The following is an 18,555-nucleotide window of genomic DNA, read 5'->3' on the forward strand; positions in this document are numbered from 1 at the left end:
ATGAGTTCTATATTGAAAATTAATAATATTAACAAGACATTTTCTAATGAAAATAATAAAGATAATGTAGTTTTATCAGATGTAAGTTTTGAAGTAGAAGAAAATGAATTCATTGTTGTATTTGGTCCTGGGCAATGCGGTAAAACAACACTTTTAAATATTATAGCTGGCTTAGAAAAACAAACTTCTGGTGAAGTCTATATAAAAGATCAACTAGTCGAAAAAGCTGGCCCTGATAGAGCAGTTGTCTTTCAAAATATACAATTATTCCCTTGGTTAACAGCATTAAAAAATGTTGAATATAGCATGAAAATTAGAGGTTTTAGCAAAGAAGAATATCACAAAGAAGCTATGAAATATCTTGAATTAGTTGGGTTAAAAGGGTTTGAAAATTCATATCCCGTAAAACTTTCAGGTGGTATGAAGCAAAGAGTTGGAATAGCACGGGCTTATTGTACAAAACCAGATGTTATGCTTATGGATGAGCCTTTTGGAGCTCTCGATGCACAAACCAGATATTTAATGCAAGATGAAGTTATTAGAATCTGTAATACAGAAAAAAGAACTGTAGTTTTTATTACTAATAATATAGAAGAAGCCTTATATTTAGCTGACAGAATTGTAGTTATGTCTGACTGTCCATCTACAGTAAAAGAAGTTGTTAAAATAGATTTAACTCATCCTAGAGATAGGACTGATAGTGAATTCTTAAGACTTAGAAAAGAAATAAGCTCTATGGTTAATAGAAAGAGGTAGTAAATGAAAAATAGAGAAGTTAAAGTTGAAGCTAGACATTTATCCAAAAGTTTTGGAGATTTATTAGTTCTTGATGATATTAGTTTTAATGTAATGAAAGGCGAATTCTTATGTATCGTTGGGCCTACGGGTTGTGGAAAAACCACTTTTTTAAATTGCTTAACCAAAATTTACGAAACTACTTCTGGAGAAATCTTAGTTGATGGGAAAGCAATTAACTGTAAGAAAAATAATATAAGTTATATTTTACAAGAGAATTCTGCCTTTGAATGGTTAACTGTTGAGCAAAATATTCGTTGTGGTCTTGAGATAAAAAAAGAAAAAGAAAGTTTAATAAAAGAGAGAACAGAAGAAATGTTGGAATTGGTAGGACTCACAGATTATAGAGACTACTATCCGAAACAATTATCGATCTCTATGTTGCAAAGAACTGTTATTGCAAGAGCTTTTGCTACATATCCAGAACTTTTACTTATGGATGAACCTTATGGCCAATTAGATTTGGATTTAAGATTCAAATTAGAAGATGAGCTCATTAAACTTTGGAAAAAAACAAAAACAACAATAATTTTTATAACTCACAATGTTGAAGAAGCCGTTTATCTAGGTGAAAGAATAATGGTATTAACAAATAAACCGACTAAAATTAAACAGTTTGTAGATTGTGATTTAGAGCGTCCTAGAGATGTAGCATCTTTAGATTTTGTAAAGATACGAAATGAAGTTACTGAATTAATAAGGTGGTGGTAAAAATGGCTAAGAAAAAGAATGTATTGGTTTTTATGACAGACCAACAGAATAGTGAGACTTTAAAACCAAATTCTAAGGCCAAAACTCCCAATTTGGATAAATTTATGGAGAAATCGATTAAGTTTAATAATTGTTATACAACTTCTCCCCATTGTTGTCCCTCTAGAGCAGGTTTTTTTTCAGGATTATATCCATCTCAACATAACATTTGGAACAATGTTGAAGTAGATAATGCTCTTTCAAGAACATTATTTGATGGAGTTAAATTATTTCCTGAAATATTAAAAGAAGATGGATATAAAACTTATTTTGCAGGAAAATGGCATGTTAGTGCATATGAAGGACCAAACGATAGAGGATTTGATCATGTTTTATATGAGTATGTTTCTAACTATGGAAGATTTAAACCAGAAAATAAACCGCGTTGTAATGATTGGAATCAAGTCTATAATAATAGGGATAATATTAAATTGGATAACTCAAAAGATTTTGGTGAAATAGTTAGACATGGATATCCTAAATATTATCAATTTGGAATAGATAATGATCCATTTGGGGATAATATTTCTACAACTAAAGCATGTGAAGTTTTAGAAAAATATAACAGTGATGAGCCTTTTTTTATGTATATAGGAACTACAGGACCTCATGATCCTTATTGTCCACCGAAGAAGTTTTTAGATCTTTATAAAGATGTTGAAATTACTTTACCAGATAATTTTGATGATGATATGAAAGATAAACCAACACTATATAGAAGAACTAAAGATTGTTTTAAATTAACCAAAGAAGAACACATAGAATCAATTAGAAGATATTACGCTTTTGTAAGTTATGAAGATTATCTCTTTGGTAAAATTTTAAAAACTTTAGAAGATAAAGATTTATTAAAAGATACTTATGTATTGTTCTTAACAGATCATGGAGATTATGTTGCATCTCATGGATTATGGGCAAAAGGCTTACCTTGTTTTAGAGAAGCTTATAGTATTGGTGTTATATTAGGTGGAGCTGAAATTAATAAGAGAGTTGATAATAATGATTTAATATCTATAACTGATTTTGCTCCTACAATTTTAGAATTGACAGGAAATCAAAATAAACTAGAAACTACAGGTAGAAGTTTAGTTCCTATAATAAAAAATAATAAGGCACCTAAAGATTGGAGAACTGAATTATTTACTCAAACAAATGGTAATGAAGTTTATGGTATTCAAAGATCAGTATTTAATAAAAAATGGAAATTAGTATTTAATACTTTTGATTATGATGAACTATATGATTTAGAAAATGATCCGCTAGAAATGCATAATATTATAAACAGCGCGCCAAAATCAGTGATTAAGGAGTTATTTAAAAAATTATGGACATTTGCTAAACAAACTAATGATGCTTGTATTTGTCCTTATATAGCTGTAGCCTTTGCTCCTTATGGGCCAGGGATAATTTTAGAAGATAATATTTAATAAAGTTTTTGGTTCGTATGATTTATACTCCCATGTATTATATATGTAGGGAGTATATTTATGTTCTTGAGTTAAAATATTTCTTGACAGATTTTATTTTTGGTTTAAACTATTAACGATGTACACACGTATGTATATTTTTTTTAAAAATATGTACACACGTATGTATAAAAAATAAAGGAGGCTTATTAATGAAAAAATTATTAAGTATTTTGTTGATTGTATTAAGTTCTACATTAACAGTGTTTGCATCAGGTCAAAAGGAAGGTAGTGACTCTGATAAGGTTGTATTGAAAGTTGCTAACTATGCAGTACTTGAGAGTGGATATGAGCAATTTTGGAATGATGTTGAGAAAAATTTCGAAAGTGCAAATCCAAATATTGATATCCAATGGGTCAGTGCTCCATATGGGGAAATCATGAATCAAGTTATCAACATGGCTGGTGGCGGAGACAAAGTTGATTGTATATTTGGTGAAATTGATTGGATACCTGGTTTTGAAGATGCTGGATTAGCTGCTCCAATCACAGACATATTACCAAATTCTTTTATAGAAGATTTTTACAGTGATGTTTTAAAAGCTTTTGAAATAAATGGAAAAGCTTATGGTGTCCCTCTTTATATTTCCCCATATGTATTATATTACAATAAAAGTTTATTTGAAGAAGCTGGATTAAATCCTAATACTCCACCTAAAACTTATGATGAAATGTTGATGATGGCAAAAAAATTATCAGCACTAAAAGATTCAAATGGTAATAAAGTTTATGCTTTTGGCCAAACAACTGCATCAGTACCAGTTTCAGGAAGTAGCGTAAATGCAATGATTTTTAACTTTGGAGGAACAGTATTAGATGATAATGGCGCTCTTTCAGTAGATAACGAAGGTTTTACTGAAGCAATTACCATGTTAAAAACTCTAGATGATTTAGGCTATAACCCTCAAAATGCAAAATTAAAAGATTTAAGAAACTTATTTGCTTTGGGTCAATTAGCTATGTATTATGATCAAAGTTGGGGCTTTAATGGTGTTAGAACAATTAATCCTGAGGCTGAAAACTTTACAGCAAGTGCTGCTCCATTAAAAGGTGGTAATGGATCTGGTCAATCTTTATTACAATCTCATTGTTTTATTTTAGTAGATAATGGAGGTCAAAGAAAAGAAGCATTAAGTAAATTTGTTCAATATGTAATTTCATCAGATGTTCTCTCTGATTATTTAGCTAATTTAACACCTGCTTATCCAGCTTTAAAAAGTATGGCAAACTTAGATAGTATTAATAATAATCCTGTACTAAAGGGTGCTGCTAATTCAGCTAGCAATGTTAAAGCTCAACCTTTTATTCCTCAATTAAAAGATATTAATTTAGAATTATGTACTTTAGCTCAAGCTGTTACAGTTGGAAATGAAGATGTTTCAATGGCTATTAAAGACTTTAAGAATAGAGTTCAATCTAAATTAAGTGAATAGAAACAGAAATTGGGCTTTAAGAAATAATCTTAGAGCCCATCTTTGGAGAGACAATGAAAAAACATAATCAAATGTTATCAGAGAATAGTTATTCTTTTGTTTTAACCATTCCAGCAACTATCCTTACTGTAATTTTTATAATAGTCCCAATTATACAATCTCTTATTATGAGTTTCCAAAAATATGGAGTTAAAAATATAATAAGTGGACAACCTGGTACTTTCAATAATTTTAGAAATTATACTAAGTTATTTGAAGCAAACCAAATTCCAGAAGCAGCTTATCATACCCTTTGGTTTGTTTTAGTTGTAATTCTATTTCAATTTATTATAGGAATGGCTTTAGCTATTGTATTAAACAAAGATTTCAAAGGTGCTAGATTTTTTAGATCAGTTATGATGACACCTTGGGTAGTTCCTACAGTAATTTCCGGTTTAATTTGGATGTGGCTTTTTCAACCACAATATGGTTTTGTAAAATATTTTATTTCTATAATTAGTAGAGGTCAAATTACAGATTTAGCTATTTTAAATAATCCAAATACAGCTCTTGGTGGAATTGCAATTGCAGCTTTATGGAAACAAATTCCCTTAACCACATTATTATTATTAGCAGGATTACAAAATGTCCCAAATTCTACATTAGAAGCAGCTACAATTGATGGGGCTGGTGCAGTTAGGAGATTTATATCAATAGTTCTTCCTTATTTAGCTCCTGTAATAAAAATAGCAATGTCTATGTCAATTATTGAGAATTTTAAACAATTTCCACTGTTTTGGACAATGACAGGAGGTGGTCCGAATGGATCAACCACTAATTTTGCTATTTTAAGTTATAGAGAAGCCTTTGTTTCAATGAATTTGGGTTCAGGCGCTGCTGTAACTACTATTTGGATGTTAATGATGATAGTTATTATCTCAATTTATCAAAAGAGTTTTAAAGTTCAGGATATGAGTTAGGAAGGAAGAATTATGAAAATCAAAATATCAACAACTATAAAAATAGTTGTATTATCGTTAATAATGCTATTTTTATTATTCCCAATTTATTGGATGTTAATAACTTCCTTTAAAACTAATATGGAAGCATATCTATATCCACCGTCATTTTTTCCTAAAAATGTAGTATTAGATGCTTTTATAAATTTATTTACTAAAAATAATGAATTTTTTGTTTACTATTTTAATAACTTTTTAGTGTCATTTTTAAGTGCAATATTAACTTGTATAGTAGCTATATTTGCGGGATATTCTATTGCAAGATTTACAACACGGTGGTCTAAAATATTTGTCGCAATTTTATTATCTTCACAAATGTTTCCTATAATATCTAGGATGATTTCTCTTTATTCTATGATGTCTAAATTAGGTATTATTAATACAAGAAGTGGTCTAATCTTAGCTATCGTAGCAGCTCAAGTTCCTTTTTGTTGCCTTCTCTTATCAAGTTTTTTTGTAAATATACCTAAAGAGATAGAAGAGGCAGCAACAGTTGATGGAGCTTCTAGAAATACAATCCTATTTAAATTATTAACTCCTTTAGTTGCTCCAGGAATTTTAGCCGTTGGAATATATGCATTTTTAATGACATGGGATGATTATTTACATGCTGCAACTTTAATTCAAAGTGATAATTTAAGAACTTTATCAGTAGGTATAAGTCTAAGGTATTTAGGTGAATTATCTTATGATTGGTCTTTAATTAATAGTATCTCAGTAATTGGAACTTTACCTATGGTTTTGGTATTTTTCTTTTTCCAAAAATATATGGTTAAAGGTTTAGTTGCAGGTGCTGTAAAAGGATAAAAAATATAATTGGAGAAATATATGAAAGAAAAGAGGCAAGTTGTTTTTATTATGACTGACACAACAAGGTGGGATATGCTTGGCTGTTATGGTAATAAAAATATGATAACTCCTAATTTGGATAATCTTGCTCGTGAAGGTGTAAAATTTAATAAAAACTATACAACTCAACCTGTTTGTGGTCCTGCTAGAAGTGCAATTTTTACTGGTTTATATCCTCATTCAAATGGAGGAATAACTAACACTGTAGCATTAACACAAGGAGTTAAAACCATAGGTGAATATTTGCAACCAAATAATATTAAATCAGCATTTATAGGCAAATGGCATTTAGATGGTGGTGATTATTTTGGTAATGGAATATGCCCTGAGGGTTATGATGAAGATTATTGGTATGATATGAGGTGTTATATAAATGAATTAAGCGATGAAGAAAAAGTTTTAAGCCGTAAAGAATCAACATCTTTAGTAAACGGCGGTATTGATGAAGAGTTTACTTTTGCACATAGAGTTAGTAATCGTGCAATTGATTACATAGAAAAACACCGTGCTGATGATATGTTTTTGTGTGTTAGTTATGATGAACCGCATCAACCTTATCTTTGTCCAGAGCCATATGCTTCAATGTATAAAGATTATAATTTCCCAAAAACGCCTAATTACTATGATAATTTAGAAAATAAACCACTATACCAAAAACTATGGGCTGGTGATACTCTTTATGAAGATAAAGATGCACTAGAATTAAAACCTCAACTATTTTTAGGTTGTAATAGTTTTGCAGATTATGAGATTGGTAGGGTTTTAAATAAAGTAAAAGAACTTCTTCCAAATGCAATGATAATTTTTACAAGTGATCATGGCGAAGCCTTAGGTGCCCATTCTCTAAGTTTAAAAGGTGCTTCTGTTTATGAAGAAATTTCACATGTTCCTTTAATAATAAAGGGCGGAGCTTATTTAAAGTCTCCATCTAATGTAGAATATAATCATGTGACTTCTCATATTGATTTAGTTCCTACTTTGCTTGATTATTATGATATAGATTGTCCTTTGGTATTACAAGGGAAGAGTATGAGACCAATCATAGAGAATCCAGAGGAAAATATATTAAGAGATACTGTATTTTGTGAATTCCATAGATATGAAATAGATCATGATGGATTCGGTGGAATACAATTTATGAGAGCTGCGATTAGCGATAATAGAAAACTTGCTATTCATTTATTGGACAATACTGATGAATTATATGATACTGAAAAAGATCCATATGAAATGTTAAATGAAATTGAAAATCAAGAATATTGTGAAGATAGAGCGTTTTTACATAAAAGAATTCTAGATTGGATGAATGATACAAGAGATCCATATAGAGGTTATCAATGGAAATGTAGGTATTGGAATGATGAAAAACCAAGTTGGGATTGTGATGGCTATACAAGGCAAAGACCATCATCTAAAGGTGAGATAAAACAGCTAGATTATGATACTGGACTTGAGATTACAGAGAATATTAGATATAAAATAAAAAAGGTTGTTAAGTAGGTTTTAAATGAGTACAAATATCAAGAGAGTAACAAGGAAAGATGTGGCACAAAGAGCTAATGTTTCCCCAACAATTGTTTCTTATGTTATTAATAATAATAGATATGTTGACTCAGAAAAAAGAAAGAGAGTGTTGAAAGCCTTAAATGAGCTTGGATATAGACCAAATGCTATGGCTAGAGCTCTTAAAGGTAAACAAAGTAACCATATTCTTTTTATAGTTGATGATTTACAAAGTGAACACTTTAGTAGAATAATGAAGCAAATGGATAATTGGGCTTTTGATAATAACTATTTTATATCCCTTTGTGAAAGTAGAAATAGTGATAGCTTTGTAAATCAGATATATCAAAGATACTTTGATGCTATCTTAATAGCCTCTGGTACTTTTAAACAGAAATATATTCAAGATCTTATCAACACAAATATTCCTATAGTAATTTTAGAAATGAGGAAATACGATAAATTAAAGGGAAATTTTGGATTAATAAATACAGGACTATATGAGGGATCAAGATTGTGCTGTAGAACTCTTATTGATAAAGGGAGAAAACATATTCTTTTTGTAGATAGTTTTAAAAGTCTCTCGTTTAATAAAAGTCCAAAAGATGATTTTAGGTATAAAGGGTTTATAGATGAATTACAATCTAATAACTATATTGAAGGGGTAAATTACAAGATTATTAATTTTTGTAATAATGAAATAGATTTATTTAAAGCTATTGATGAAATATTAGACTCTGGTTTTAAAATAGATGGAGTATTTGGGCGTACAGATTCTGTTGCTATACATACTATGTATAAGTTAATTAATATTGGTTATAAAATTCCTATTGATTGTTCAGTAATTGGTGTAAATAACGCAAGAATATCTAGATATACTACCCCGCAAGTAACAACTTTAGACATAGATAGAGAGGCTATTGGGAAAGCTATTATAGAAATCTTAGATCAAATGTTTAAAAAAGTTGAGAATCCTCATTTAAACGTTTCTCTTGAAACTAAGTTAATTAAACGTGATAGTCTTTAGTCTTGTTAATACTTAAAATAAAGGCTAATATTTTATATACATGGTAGATTTTGAAAAAAAGGAATTAAGGTTTTCTAACAAATATTTATTTAAATTAATACTTCCCCTTTTAGGTGAACAATTTTTTTCTATCCTTGTTGGAATAGTTGATTCAATCATGGTTGCCTCTTGTGGTGAAGCTGCTATTAGCGGGGTTTCACTAATCGACACAATTTATGGTTTGTTTTTCTTTTTAGTAACAGCTTTTGCTACTGGTGGAGCGGTTGTAACAAGTCAATATTTAGGTCGAGGTGAATTAAAAAATGCTAGAGGTGCAGCTAAACAATTAATTTACATATCTTTTATTTTTGGACTATTAATGGCTGCTATTTTTCTACCGATTAAGAAAAGCGTTATTTCTATAATATTTGGACATTTAGACCAATTAGTTTTAGATAATAGTTTAATATATTTTGATTATGTTTTTGTATCAATCCCTTTTTTATGTCTATTTTCTTCAGGATCAGCTTTATTTAGGTCAGTTGGGAATAGTAAAATTTCTCTACAAGTTTCAATACTAATGAATTTCTTAAATGTATTATTAAATGCTATATTAATTTTTGGTTTAGATATGGGAGTAAAAGGTGCAGGGATTGCAACTCTAGTTTCTAGAATAGTTTCTGGACTTCTCATTATATTCTTCCTTACTAAATTGAAGACAAAACTGAGGATTACAAAAATCTTTAAAGTTAAATTTAATTGGTATTTGATGAAAAAGATATTCGCAATCAGTCTTCCAAATGGTTTAGAAAACAGTGTGTTTCAATTTGGAAAAATTGCTGTTCAAAGCATGGTTGCTAGTTTAGGAGTTGCTTCAATAGCTGCAAATGTAGTAGTTGGAAATCTTTGTACTTTTGCAAATTTACCAGGTGTTGCTATATCATTAGCGTCAACTACAATTATTGGACAATGTTTAGGAGCCGGAGAAAAAGATCAAGCTAAACATTATGCTAAAATGTTAGTAAGTTTTTCTGTAGGGTCAATTTCAATAGTAGCGTTTCTTTTAATTTTAATTAGAAACCCTGTCATTTTATTATATAATCTATCAGCAGAAGCAACAGCTTTAGCTTCGTCTATAAGTTTTATCGTTTTAATCATGACAGCTCTTTTGTGGACTTTTGCTTTTGCAACTCCAAATATTTTACGCTCAGCAGGAGATGTAAAGTATACCTTAGTTTGTTCTTTAATAAGTTTGATTGTATTTAGAATTACTGGAGCATATATCCTAACACAAATACTTACTTATGGCTTACTTGGAATTTGGCTTGCAATGATAATAGACTGGGTTTGTAGATCTTCTTGTTATTTATTAAGACTAAATGGAAATGTTTGGTTAAGTAAAAAGGTTATTTAATTAATACTGCTAATTTTATCTTTTCTCAATTTAAAATTTTAATTAATAAAAGTTGACAAATACTAGTTTGTCAATTAGTATTCAATCATTGAATTTGTATACAAATTTTTATTATGTATACAGAGTGAGAGGTGTTATGAGCGAATTTATCGATAGTGCAACTTTAATTTTTGAGACATTAAAAGAAGAAATATTGAGCTTAAAAATAAAGCCAGGAGAATCAATTATAGAGGCAGATATTTGTAAGAGATTTTCTGCTTCGAGAACACCAGTGAGAACAGCTTTTCATCGCTTAGCAGATGCTGGGTTGTTAGAAACAATAAGATATAAAGGGTCGAGAGCTCCATTAATTAATCATAAAATAGTTAAGCAATTAATATTTATGAGAATTGCAATAGAGGAAAAGGTTCTCTTAGAATACATAGATATATATGATAAATTTTCAATAGCAAATTGTTTTTATGCTTTAAAAAAACAAGAATTAAGCTTAGATTTAGAAGATTTTTCAATCACTAAATTCTATTGTGATGATGCGAAATTTCACAAGATTTGGTTCGATAGATGTGATAAAGAATATTTATGGCGTTTATTACAAGACTTAAGTATTGATTACACTCGTTTTAAAAAATTAGATATTGTGAGTAAAAGTTCTTGCTCAGAAATATTGTTAGAGCATAGACAAATGTTGGAAGCAATAGAAGCAAAAAATAAGAAGGAAATTATTAAATTAATTAATAAGCACTTAAATGGTGGAATAAGACGACTCTCTAGAATGATGGAAAGAGAGTATTCATCTTATTTTATCAAGTAAGATAAATAGGAGGATGGTATGGATATTCGTTATTCAACTGGAAAAGAACCCTTTAAAACTATGACTACTGAGCAACTAAGAAAAGAGTTCTTAATTAAAAACATTTTTATAGAAAATGATGTAACTTCAACATATTCTCATGTTGATAGAATTGTAACATTAGGTGCTATGCCTACAACTAAGGAAATTGCTTTAGATAAAAATATCGATGCAATGAGTGATTTTGGAGTGAATTTTTTCTTAGAAAGAAGAGAACTAGGTATTATTAACATTGGTGGAGATGGCTTTGTAAAAGTAGATGGTAAAGAATATGTATTAAAACATTTTGATGCATTATATCTCCCTATGGGAACAAAAGAAGTATTATTATCAAGTGAAGCTAGTCAAAATCCAGCTAAATTCTATATGAATTCTACACCTGCTCATAGAGCTTTCCCGGCTAAATTAATTACTTTAGAAGATGCAAAACATCTTCATTTAGGTTCATTAGCTGAAAGTAATGAAAGAACAATCAACCAATATATTCATCCTGATGTCTTAGACACTTGTCAACTTTCAATGGGATTAACACATTTAGAAGAAGGGTCTGTTTGGAATACAATGCCAGCACATACTCATGAGAGAAGGATGGAAGTTTATTTCTATTTTGATATTCCAGAAAATCAAACTGTATTCCATATTATGGGTGAACCTAATCAAACTCGTCATATTCTTGTACATAGCGATGAAGCTGTTATCAATCCAAGTTGGTCTATACATTCAGGTTGTGGTACTACTAATTATACCTTTATTTGGTCTATGGCTGGTGAAAATCGAACTTATAGTGATCAAGATTGGATTAAGACAGAAGATTTGAGATAGGAGAAACAAATGAGTGTTAATTTTTCTTTAGAAGGTAAAGTGGCCTGGGTAACAGGTGCTTCTTATGGAATTGGATTTGCTATTGCTAAAGCTTATGCTATGCAAGGAGCAAAAATTGCATTTAATACTTCTAATCAAGAATCAGTTAATAAAGGATTAAAAGCTTATAAAGAGCTTGGTATTGATGCAAAAGGCTATGTCTGTGATGTAACAGATGAAGTTGCAGTAAAAGACTGTGTTAAAAAAATTAATAATGATTTAGGTCCTATTGATATCTTAGTTAATAATGCTGGAATTATTAAACGTGAAAGTATGTTAGATATGAAAGTAGAAGACTTTAAAAGAGTTGTTGATGTTGACTTGATTGGACCATTCATTGTAGCAAAAGCAGTTTTACCTTCAATGAAAGAAAGAGGTCATGGTAAGATTATTAACATTTGTTCAATGATGAGTGAATTAGGTCGTGAAACTGTATCTGCTTATGCCGCTGCTAAAGGTGGACTAAAAATGTTAACTAGAAATATTTGTAGTGAATTTGGCGAATATAACATTCAATGTAATGGAATTGGTCCCGGTTATATAGCAACACCGCAAACGGCTCCTTTAAGAGAAAAACAAGCTGATGGTTCAAGACATCCTTTTGATTCTTTCATTATTTCTAAAACACCTGCTGCAAGATGGGGTACTCCAGAAGATTTAATGGGACCTGCTGTATTTTTAGCAAGTGAAGCATCAGATTTTGTGAATGGACATATTCTATATGTAGATGGTGGAATATTAGCTTATATTGGTAAACAACCTAAGTAAAATTTTTTAAAGTTTAAATATAAAATAGCTTATGAGTAAAAACATATTCATAAGCTATTTTTAATTTATCACTAATGAGAATTATTAATTCTTTTCTTTAACAACTTCCATATTTTTAGGAAGAACTAAATCAAGAAATAATGAAATAATAAATACAATAGCTACACAGTTATTAGATAATTGCTCTGCAACTAATGTTGGGAATATGGTAAATAGTTCTGTAAATGAAGGGAAGCCTAAACCAATAGCAATCGCAAAAGCAGCAATTAAACTATTTCTTTGATTTAAACCAGCTTTATCTAGCATTCTAATACCAGAGATTACAATTTGGCCAAACATTAAGATAGTACAACCACCTAATACAGATTCAGGTAGGGTGTTAAAGAATGCTCCAATTGGTGGGAAAAGACCAGCTAAAATTAAAGCAATTCCCCCAGTTGCTATTGTGAATCTGTTAACAACTTTAGTCATAGCAATAATTCCAACATTTTGTGAGAAAGATGTTATAGGTAAACAACTAAATAGACCTGAAACAGAAGATGCAAAACCATCACATGCTAATGAACCTGAGATTTCTTTCTCTGATGGTTCTCTTCCAACTCCCATAACACAACATGCAGTTGTATCACCAATTGTTTCAGTAGCCGATACTAAGAATACAAGTGCAACTGAAATTATAGCACCAAGGTTGAATTCTGGTTTTACTGGTAAAAATTTTGGAATGTCTATAAAAGCAATATTTTGGAATGCTGAAAAATCTACTTTTCCCATAAACAGAGCTAAAATATAACCGACAATTAAACCAAATAAAATAGCTAATTGTTTTAAATAGCCTTTTGCAAAGATTGTGAATAATAATAGTGAAACTAAAGTTACAGTTCCAAGAAGCATGTTTTGAGCAGAACCAAAGTCAGCCACATAACCACCACCAAAACTTCTAGCGCCAACAGGTAATAGTGAAAATCCAATAGAAATAACTACACAAGCTGAAACAACAGGTGAAATAAAACGCTTCCAATACTTGGCTAAAAGACCTAAAGATCCTTCTAATAAACCACCAATAATTATTGCTCCAACTACAACTGGATATCCATAAGTTGCTGCAATATAACTTAAGATTGCTACGAATGTAAAGCTAACTCCCATAACTACAGGTAGTCCAGATCCGACTTTCCAAATTGGGAATAATTGGATTAATGTTCCAATCCCTGCTATAAACATACAGTTTTGTAATAAAGCTGTTGTTGTTGCTTGGTCTAATTTACCGCTACTAGCTACAATAATGATTGGGACGATGTTTGCTACAAACATTGCGAGTACATGTTGAAGTCCAAAAGGGATAGCTTTCCCAAGTGGTACTTTACCATCTAATTGATAGATATTCTCAATTGATGCGTTAGAATTTGAGCTTTTCATTCAAAATTTCTCCTAAATTAATATATATATAAATTTCTCCTGTTACAACAAAGTGCAACAAACTTTCAAAAATTTATATTATTGCAACTTCATGCAACAGACAAGGAAAAAAAATATTTTTATAATAAATTGGTAAAATATTATCGATATAATCAAAAATATGGTATTTTAATCTATACTTATGTATAGTATAAAAAGTATTAGTATAATTAATAGAGATAAAAAGAAAGGACAAAGTTATCTTATATTTTTTGTCCTTTCATATTAATCGAGAAATTTTATAGGAGGAAAAGATAAGCCCATATATAAATTTAGTTAAATTTACATTAATTGTAAAATATTAATTAAATATATTTAAGTATATCAGATATTTTATATATTTTTGTTACATCTTTGTTATTAAAAATTGTTTGGTGTTGGTTATAAGCGAAAACTTTCATTTTAGCAGCCAAACCAGCTTCTACACCACTGTAAGCATCTTCAACGACATAGCAAAATTGTGGATCAACATTGAGCTTATTTGCAGCTTTTATAAATACTTCAGGATGTGGCTTTGAATGTGTTATGTCAGTTCCATCACTAATTGCATCGAAAGAGTTTAATAAATTTATTTTATCTAAAATGAATTTTGCGTTTTTACTCGATGATCCAATTGCTATTAAATATCCCTTTTCTTTTATAGATTTTAAAGTATTTAAAACCTCTTTTGAAACATAAGATTCATTCATTTTATCTAATAATTCTCTATAATAAATATTTTTTTTATAGATAGCTTTTTCTATGCTTTCTTGAGATTCTATTTTATTATTTTCTTTTAAAATGATTCTGTAGCTCTCTTCTCTAGATACTCCTTTTAATTGTTCGTTTAACTGTTTGTCAAAATGCATATTTCTTTCTTCACTGATTCTTTTCCATGCTTGATAATGGAATTGATCAGTGTGACAAATTACGCCATCGAGATCAAAAATGATTGCTTTAGATTGTTGCATCTTCATTCTCCCTTATTTCATATTTTTTTGAATTTACATAAATTTCGATATCATTAGTGCTAGTTACGACAATTTTATCTTTGTTTATGTTGAAGGCTAATTTTGTTCCTTGGTAAATTACTGAAAAAGATAAGTAAGACCATTTATTTGGAATTTTAGGGTTGATTGATAGAAAATTGTTTTTTATTTCTAAGCCAGCAAATCCAAAAATTATAGCTAGATAGCAACCTCCCATGTTAGCAGTATGAATCCCATCTTCAGTATTTTTCTTTAAATTATCTAAATCAAGATATGCTGAATCTCCAAAAAATTCTAAAGCTTCTTCACTTAGATTTAATCTAGAAGCTGCTATTGAGAAAATAGTTGAAGACAGTGATGAATCATGAGTTGTTATTTTTTTATAATAATAATAACTATTTTTAATATAGGTACCATTTTCATATTGAGGATATAAATAGTTAGCTAGGACCACATCTGGTTGTTTGCATATTTGATATCTATATAATTCTAAGGGATGGTGATGAAGTAAGAGTGGAAAATCATCTTGACTTGTATTTTCAATATCCCATATTGGTTTGTTTATGAAGGTATCATCTTGAAGACAAATCTTTAAGTTATTGTCTTTAGGCAGATACATTTTTTCACTAGCTAGTTTATAATTTTTAATTTCCTCTTCATCAATTTTATAATTTAGTTCATTTGCAATTTTCACTAAATTCTCAAAATCATATTTTACTGAGACATTGGTGTAATAATTATTGCTTACTAAACAAGTATATTCATCGGGCCCTGTAACCTCATGTATTTCGTATCTCTCATTGTTAAAATTGCCTAAATCATAAAATAATCTACATATTTCAAGAAGCAATTCGAGTCCATAGTTCATCATAAATTCTTTATCATTTGTAAATTGGTAATAAAGTATAATTGCATAAGCGATAGCACTATTTATATGGTACTGAGCAGTTCCTGCAGGGAAGAATGCAGAACACTCACTTCCTGAGATGGTTCTCCAAGGAAATAGAGCTCCTTTTTTATGACCTAATCTTCTAGCATTTTCTTGGGCTTTTTTTAGTGTATTATATCGATACATTAACAGTTGTTTGCTCTCTAATGGATTTGTTAATGTGAAAAAAGGTTGGCAGTACATTTCTGTATCCCAAAAATAGTGACCTTCGTATCCTTCTCCACTTAAACCTTTTGCTCCTAAGTGTCCATATAAATCTTGGGATTTAGATTGTTCTAGTTGAAATAAATTATAATTCAAAGCTTTTTCTAATTTTTGATCGTTGCCAATTTTAATTCTAGAGATAGACCAGAATTTAGTTAGATAATCTTTTTGCTCTTCCTCTAAGGCTTCTTTTGAAAGGTTAAAATTGTATTCATCAGTTTTACAATTTCTTAAACTATCTGAAATTTGAACATATTTTTCGAATATTATTTCTTTTTTATCTTCAAATTCACAAGTGATAGTATTTAAATCATTTGTAAGCTCTTTCTTCGAGTTAGATAAAAATCTTGTTTCGACTTTTAATTCTATTTTACTTTCTTTAATTTTAGATTTTAAAGTTTTTTTGTCACTTTCTAAAGGAATAACAGGTGATAATAATTTATGATTTGCCCTAGGATCGTTTTCCTTTACATAATTTGATACTTTATTTGTGACAAAACTTTTAACTGTTAAAGTTTTATCTGTATTAGATGAGATTTTGTAAAAAAAATAAAATAAGTTTTTTCTAACAAAACTAGCTAATCTTTCAGTTTTTATATTTATTTCTATATCGTCAGGTGTCAAATAAGTTGTTTCTCTATAAAGTTTTCCACCTTCCATGTCTAATGTCTCTTTAAAATTTACAACTTTACAGTTTTCAAAATTTATTTTTTCCCTATCAAGATAAATTTCTAAACCTTGAATATTCGCAATATTAACTATTGTGTCTTTTTTGTTTGTTAAACCATAAAGAGGTTCTGCTTGTTCGACTTTAATTATTTCATAAACACCATTGATATAAGTGCCAGGATGGATTGGCATCTCTTCAATTGATCCTCTTGTGCCAATATATCCGTTTGCGACATGAAAAAGAGTCTCATAAAATAATTTTTCTTTATTTGTCAATGGAAATGTATTTCTTTCAATAGTTAATTTGTTCATTTTTGCCTCTTTTAATAATTTAATTTATCAGTCATATTAGTTTTTTATACTAAATAGAAACTTTTCTTTTTTATGTTGAGTCTCTAATAACTAGAGATGGTTTTATTTTTTCATGAATAATAGGAGTTTGTTTATTTGGATCTTTTAATAATGAAATTAATCTAGTTATTGATTTTTTAGTAATCTCTTCTTTAGGTTGATGAATTGTTGTAATGTAGGGTTTGAATAAAGTGCTAAAAGAACAATCATCATAGCCAATTATTTTTATATCCTTTGGAACATTGATGTCTTTTGTTTTTAACCCGGCAATTAAGCCGGCTGCAACTATGTCGGCTTGAGCAAAAATTCCATCAAATTGCTTAATGAAATTATAGTTTTCTAATGCTAGTTGATAACCACTATCAAAGGTTGTATCGATTGTTAGAATATTTGTCTCTGGTATATTAATTCCATGTTTACTTAAAGCCTCCTTGCATCCTTTTGATCTATTTTTATGTTCATTTCCTACGTTTGAATCACAAGCAACTATTAGTATTTTTTTACAACCTTTAGAGTGTAAATACTCACCAGCTAAGTATCCTCCATATTTATTATCAGTAATAAAATAATCACTATCATCATAAAAATTGGGTTTAAAATGAATATTTACTATTGGTACGTTCATTTTTTTTGCATAGATAAATTCATCGCGACTTATAGAGTTGTGAAGATACAATAAACCATCTATTTTCCTTTGTTTTATTAACCTAATTGAATTGCTAGAGTTATCTTTAAAATTAAAGGCTTCACAAATTATAGGATCTAAATTTTGCTTATTTAATTCATGACGAATTGTTAAAAATAAATTATCTATATATGCTTTTGATCCATCAATATTTAGAGAACTTTGATATATAAGTGCTATATTCCCTGTTTTAGACGTGGATAAAGATGTTGCATTGTTGTTTTTCTCGAAATTCAAATCATCCGCTACTGCTTTAATTTTATCTCTAGTTTGTTTAGAAATTCTAGTATTGCCATTTAAAGCTCGCGATACAGTTGATACATTGTATCCTGTTATTTGAGCAATATCTTTAATAGTTATTGGCATTTTGTTTCCTCTTTTTTGTGCAACCGTTTGCTCAATATTATATATTCATTATATCATGAGTTTGGTTTTCGTCAAGTAATATAAGATTTTCTTATATAGTATGAAATTATTTCTAATTGTAAAATTGTTAATATAAAAATAGAGAAGTTTTTTAATAATTATTCGTGCAACCTTATGCTCATACAAGGTTAAGTTTTCAGTTAAGGAGAAAAAAA

16 protein-coding genes are annotated in these 18,555 nt (G+C 29.3%); 12 read left to right on the forward strand and 4 right to left on the reverse strand.

The features are described 5' to 3' along the window. The 12 genes from ACZ5SO_RS14530 (at position 1) to ACZ5SO_RS14585 (ending at position 12,693) form a co-directional block, all read left to right on the forward strand. Complete coding sequence (locus tag ACZ5SO_RS14530) at positions 1 to 756, forward strand: ABC transporter ATP-binding protein (RefSeq protein WP_464625576.1); 756 nt, start codon at positions 1 to 3, stop codon at positions 754 to 756. 3 nt (positions 757 to 759) lie between these two features. After that, positions 760 to 1,506, forward strand: coding sequence for an ABC transporter ATP-binding protein (locus ACZ5SO_RS14535; protein WP_464625577.1), 747 nt, complete (start codon positions 760 to 762; stop codon positions 1,504 to 1,506). 2 nt (positions 1,507 to 1,508) lie between these two features. Further along, a complete protein-coding gene (locus ACZ5SO_RS14540; protein ID WP_464625578.1) occupies positions 1,509 to 2,972 on the forward strand; it encodes a sulfatase-like hydrolase/transferase in 1,464 nt (487 codons plus the stop codon). 191 nt (positions 2,973 to 3,163) lie between these two features. Then, positions 3,164 to 4,444 carry an ABC transporter substrate-binding protein gene (locus ACZ5SO_RS14545; protein ID WP_464625579.1) on the forward strand — a complete coding sequence of 427 codons (1,281 nt, stop codon included), beginning with the start codon at positions 3,164 to 3,166 and terminating at the stop codon, positions 4,442 to 4,444. A gap of 53 nt (positions 4,445 to 4,497) precedes the next feature. Then, positions 4,498 to 5,403 carry a carbohydrate ABC transporter permease gene (locus tag ACZ5SO_RS14550; protein ID WP_464625580.1) on the forward strand — a complete coding sequence of 302 codons (906 nt, stop codon included), beginning with the start codon at positions 4,498 to 4,500 and terminating at the stop codon, positions 5,401 to 5,403. Positions 5,404 to 5,415: 12 nt separating this feature from the next. Then, the gene (locus ACZ5SO_RS14555; RefSeq protein WP_464625581.1) at positions 5,416 to 6,249 is read left to right on the forward strand and encodes a carbohydrate ABC transporter permease; all 834 of its coding nucleotides are present in this window, start codon (positions 5,416 to 5,418) and stop codon (positions 6,247 to 6,249) included. A 21-nt stretch (positions 6,250 to 6,270) separates the two neighbouring features. Further along, positions 6,271 to 7,791 carry a sulfatase-like hydrolase/transferase gene (locus tag ACZ5SO_RS14560; protein WP_464625583.1) on the forward strand — a complete coding sequence of 507 codons (1,521 nt, stop codon included), beginning with the start codon at positions 6,271 to 6,273 and terminating at the stop codon, positions 7,789 to 7,791. Between the two features lie 7 nt (positions 7,792 to 7,798). Further along, positions 7,799 to 8,821, forward strand: coding sequence for a LacI family DNA-binding transcriptional regulator (locus ACZ5SO_RS14565; RefSeq protein WP_464625585.1), 1,023 nt, complete (start codon positions 7,799 to 7,801; stop codon positions 8,819 to 8,821). 40 nt (positions 8,822 to 8,861) lie between these two features. Beyond that, positions 8,862 to 10,214 carry an MATE family efflux transporter gene (locus tag ACZ5SO_RS14570; protein ID WP_464625587.1) on the forward strand — a complete coding sequence of 451 codons (1,353 nt, stop codon included), beginning with the start codon at positions 8,862 to 8,864 and terminating at the stop codon, positions 10,212 to 10,214. Positions 10,215 to 10,350: 136 nt separating this feature from the next. Continuing rightward, a complete protein-coding gene (locus ACZ5SO_RS14575) occupies positions 10,351 to 11,025 on the forward strand; it encodes a GntR family transcriptional regulator (RefSeq protein WP_464625589.1) in 675 nt (224 codons plus the stop codon). Between the two features lie 18 nt (positions 11,026 to 11,043). After that, on the forward strand, positions 11,044 to 11,886 hold the full coding sequence (gene kduI / locus ACZ5SO_RS14580; RefSeq protein WP_464625590.1) for a 5-dehydro-4-deoxy-D-glucuronate isomerase: 843 nt from the start codon (positions 11,044 to 11,046) through the stop codon (positions 11,884 to 11,886). A gap of 9 nt (positions 11,887 to 11,895) precedes the next feature. Next, the gene (locus ACZ5SO_RS14585; RefSeq protein ID WP_464625591.1) at positions 11,896 to 12,693 is read left to right on the forward strand and encodes a gluconate 5-dehydrogenase; all 798 of its coding nucleotides are present in this window, start codon (positions 11,896 to 11,898) and stop codon (positions 12,691 to 12,693) included. A gap of 84 nt (positions 12,694 to 12,777) precedes the next feature. Here ACZ5SO_RS14585 and ACZ5SO_RS14590 read toward each other — a convergent pair whose 3' ends face one another. From ACZ5SO_RS14590 to ACZ5SO_RS14605, 4 genes are all read right to left on the reverse strand, one after another. Then, positions 12,778 to 14,109 carry a uracil-xanthine permease family protein gene (locus ACZ5SO_RS14590; protein ID WP_464625592.1) on the reverse strand — a complete coding sequence of 444 codons (1,332 nt, stop codon included), beginning with the start codon at positions 14,107 to 14,109 and terminating at the stop codon, positions 12,778 to 12,780. A gap of 344 nt (positions 14,110 to 14,453) precedes the next feature. Then, entirely contained in the window at positions 14,454 to 15,098 is a 645-nt protein-coding gene (gene pgmB / locus ACZ5SO_RS14595; protein ID WP_464625593.1) for a beta-phosphoglucomutase, read from the reverse strand. After that, positions 15,085 to 17,250, reverse strand: a complete 2,166-nt coding sequence (locus ACZ5SO_RS14600; protein ID WP_464625594.1) for a glycoside hydrolase family 65 protein — start codon at positions 17,248 to 17,250, stop codon at positions 15,085 to 15,087. Before ACZ5SO_RS14600 ends, pgmB begins: the two co-directional genes overlap by 14 nt. A 70-nt stretch (positions 17,251 to 17,320) precedes the next feature. Then, positions 17,321 to 18,340 (reverse strand): LacI family DNA-binding transcriptional regulator, encoded by a 1,020-nt coding sequence (locus tag ACZ5SO_RS14605; RefSeq protein WP_464625595.1) that lies wholly within the window; start codon positions 18,338 to 18,340, stop codon positions 17,321 to 17,323. Between the last annotated feature and the right edge of the window lie 215 nt (positions 18,341 to 18,555).

The organism is Pleomorphochaeta naphthae (genome assembly GCF_055396005.1).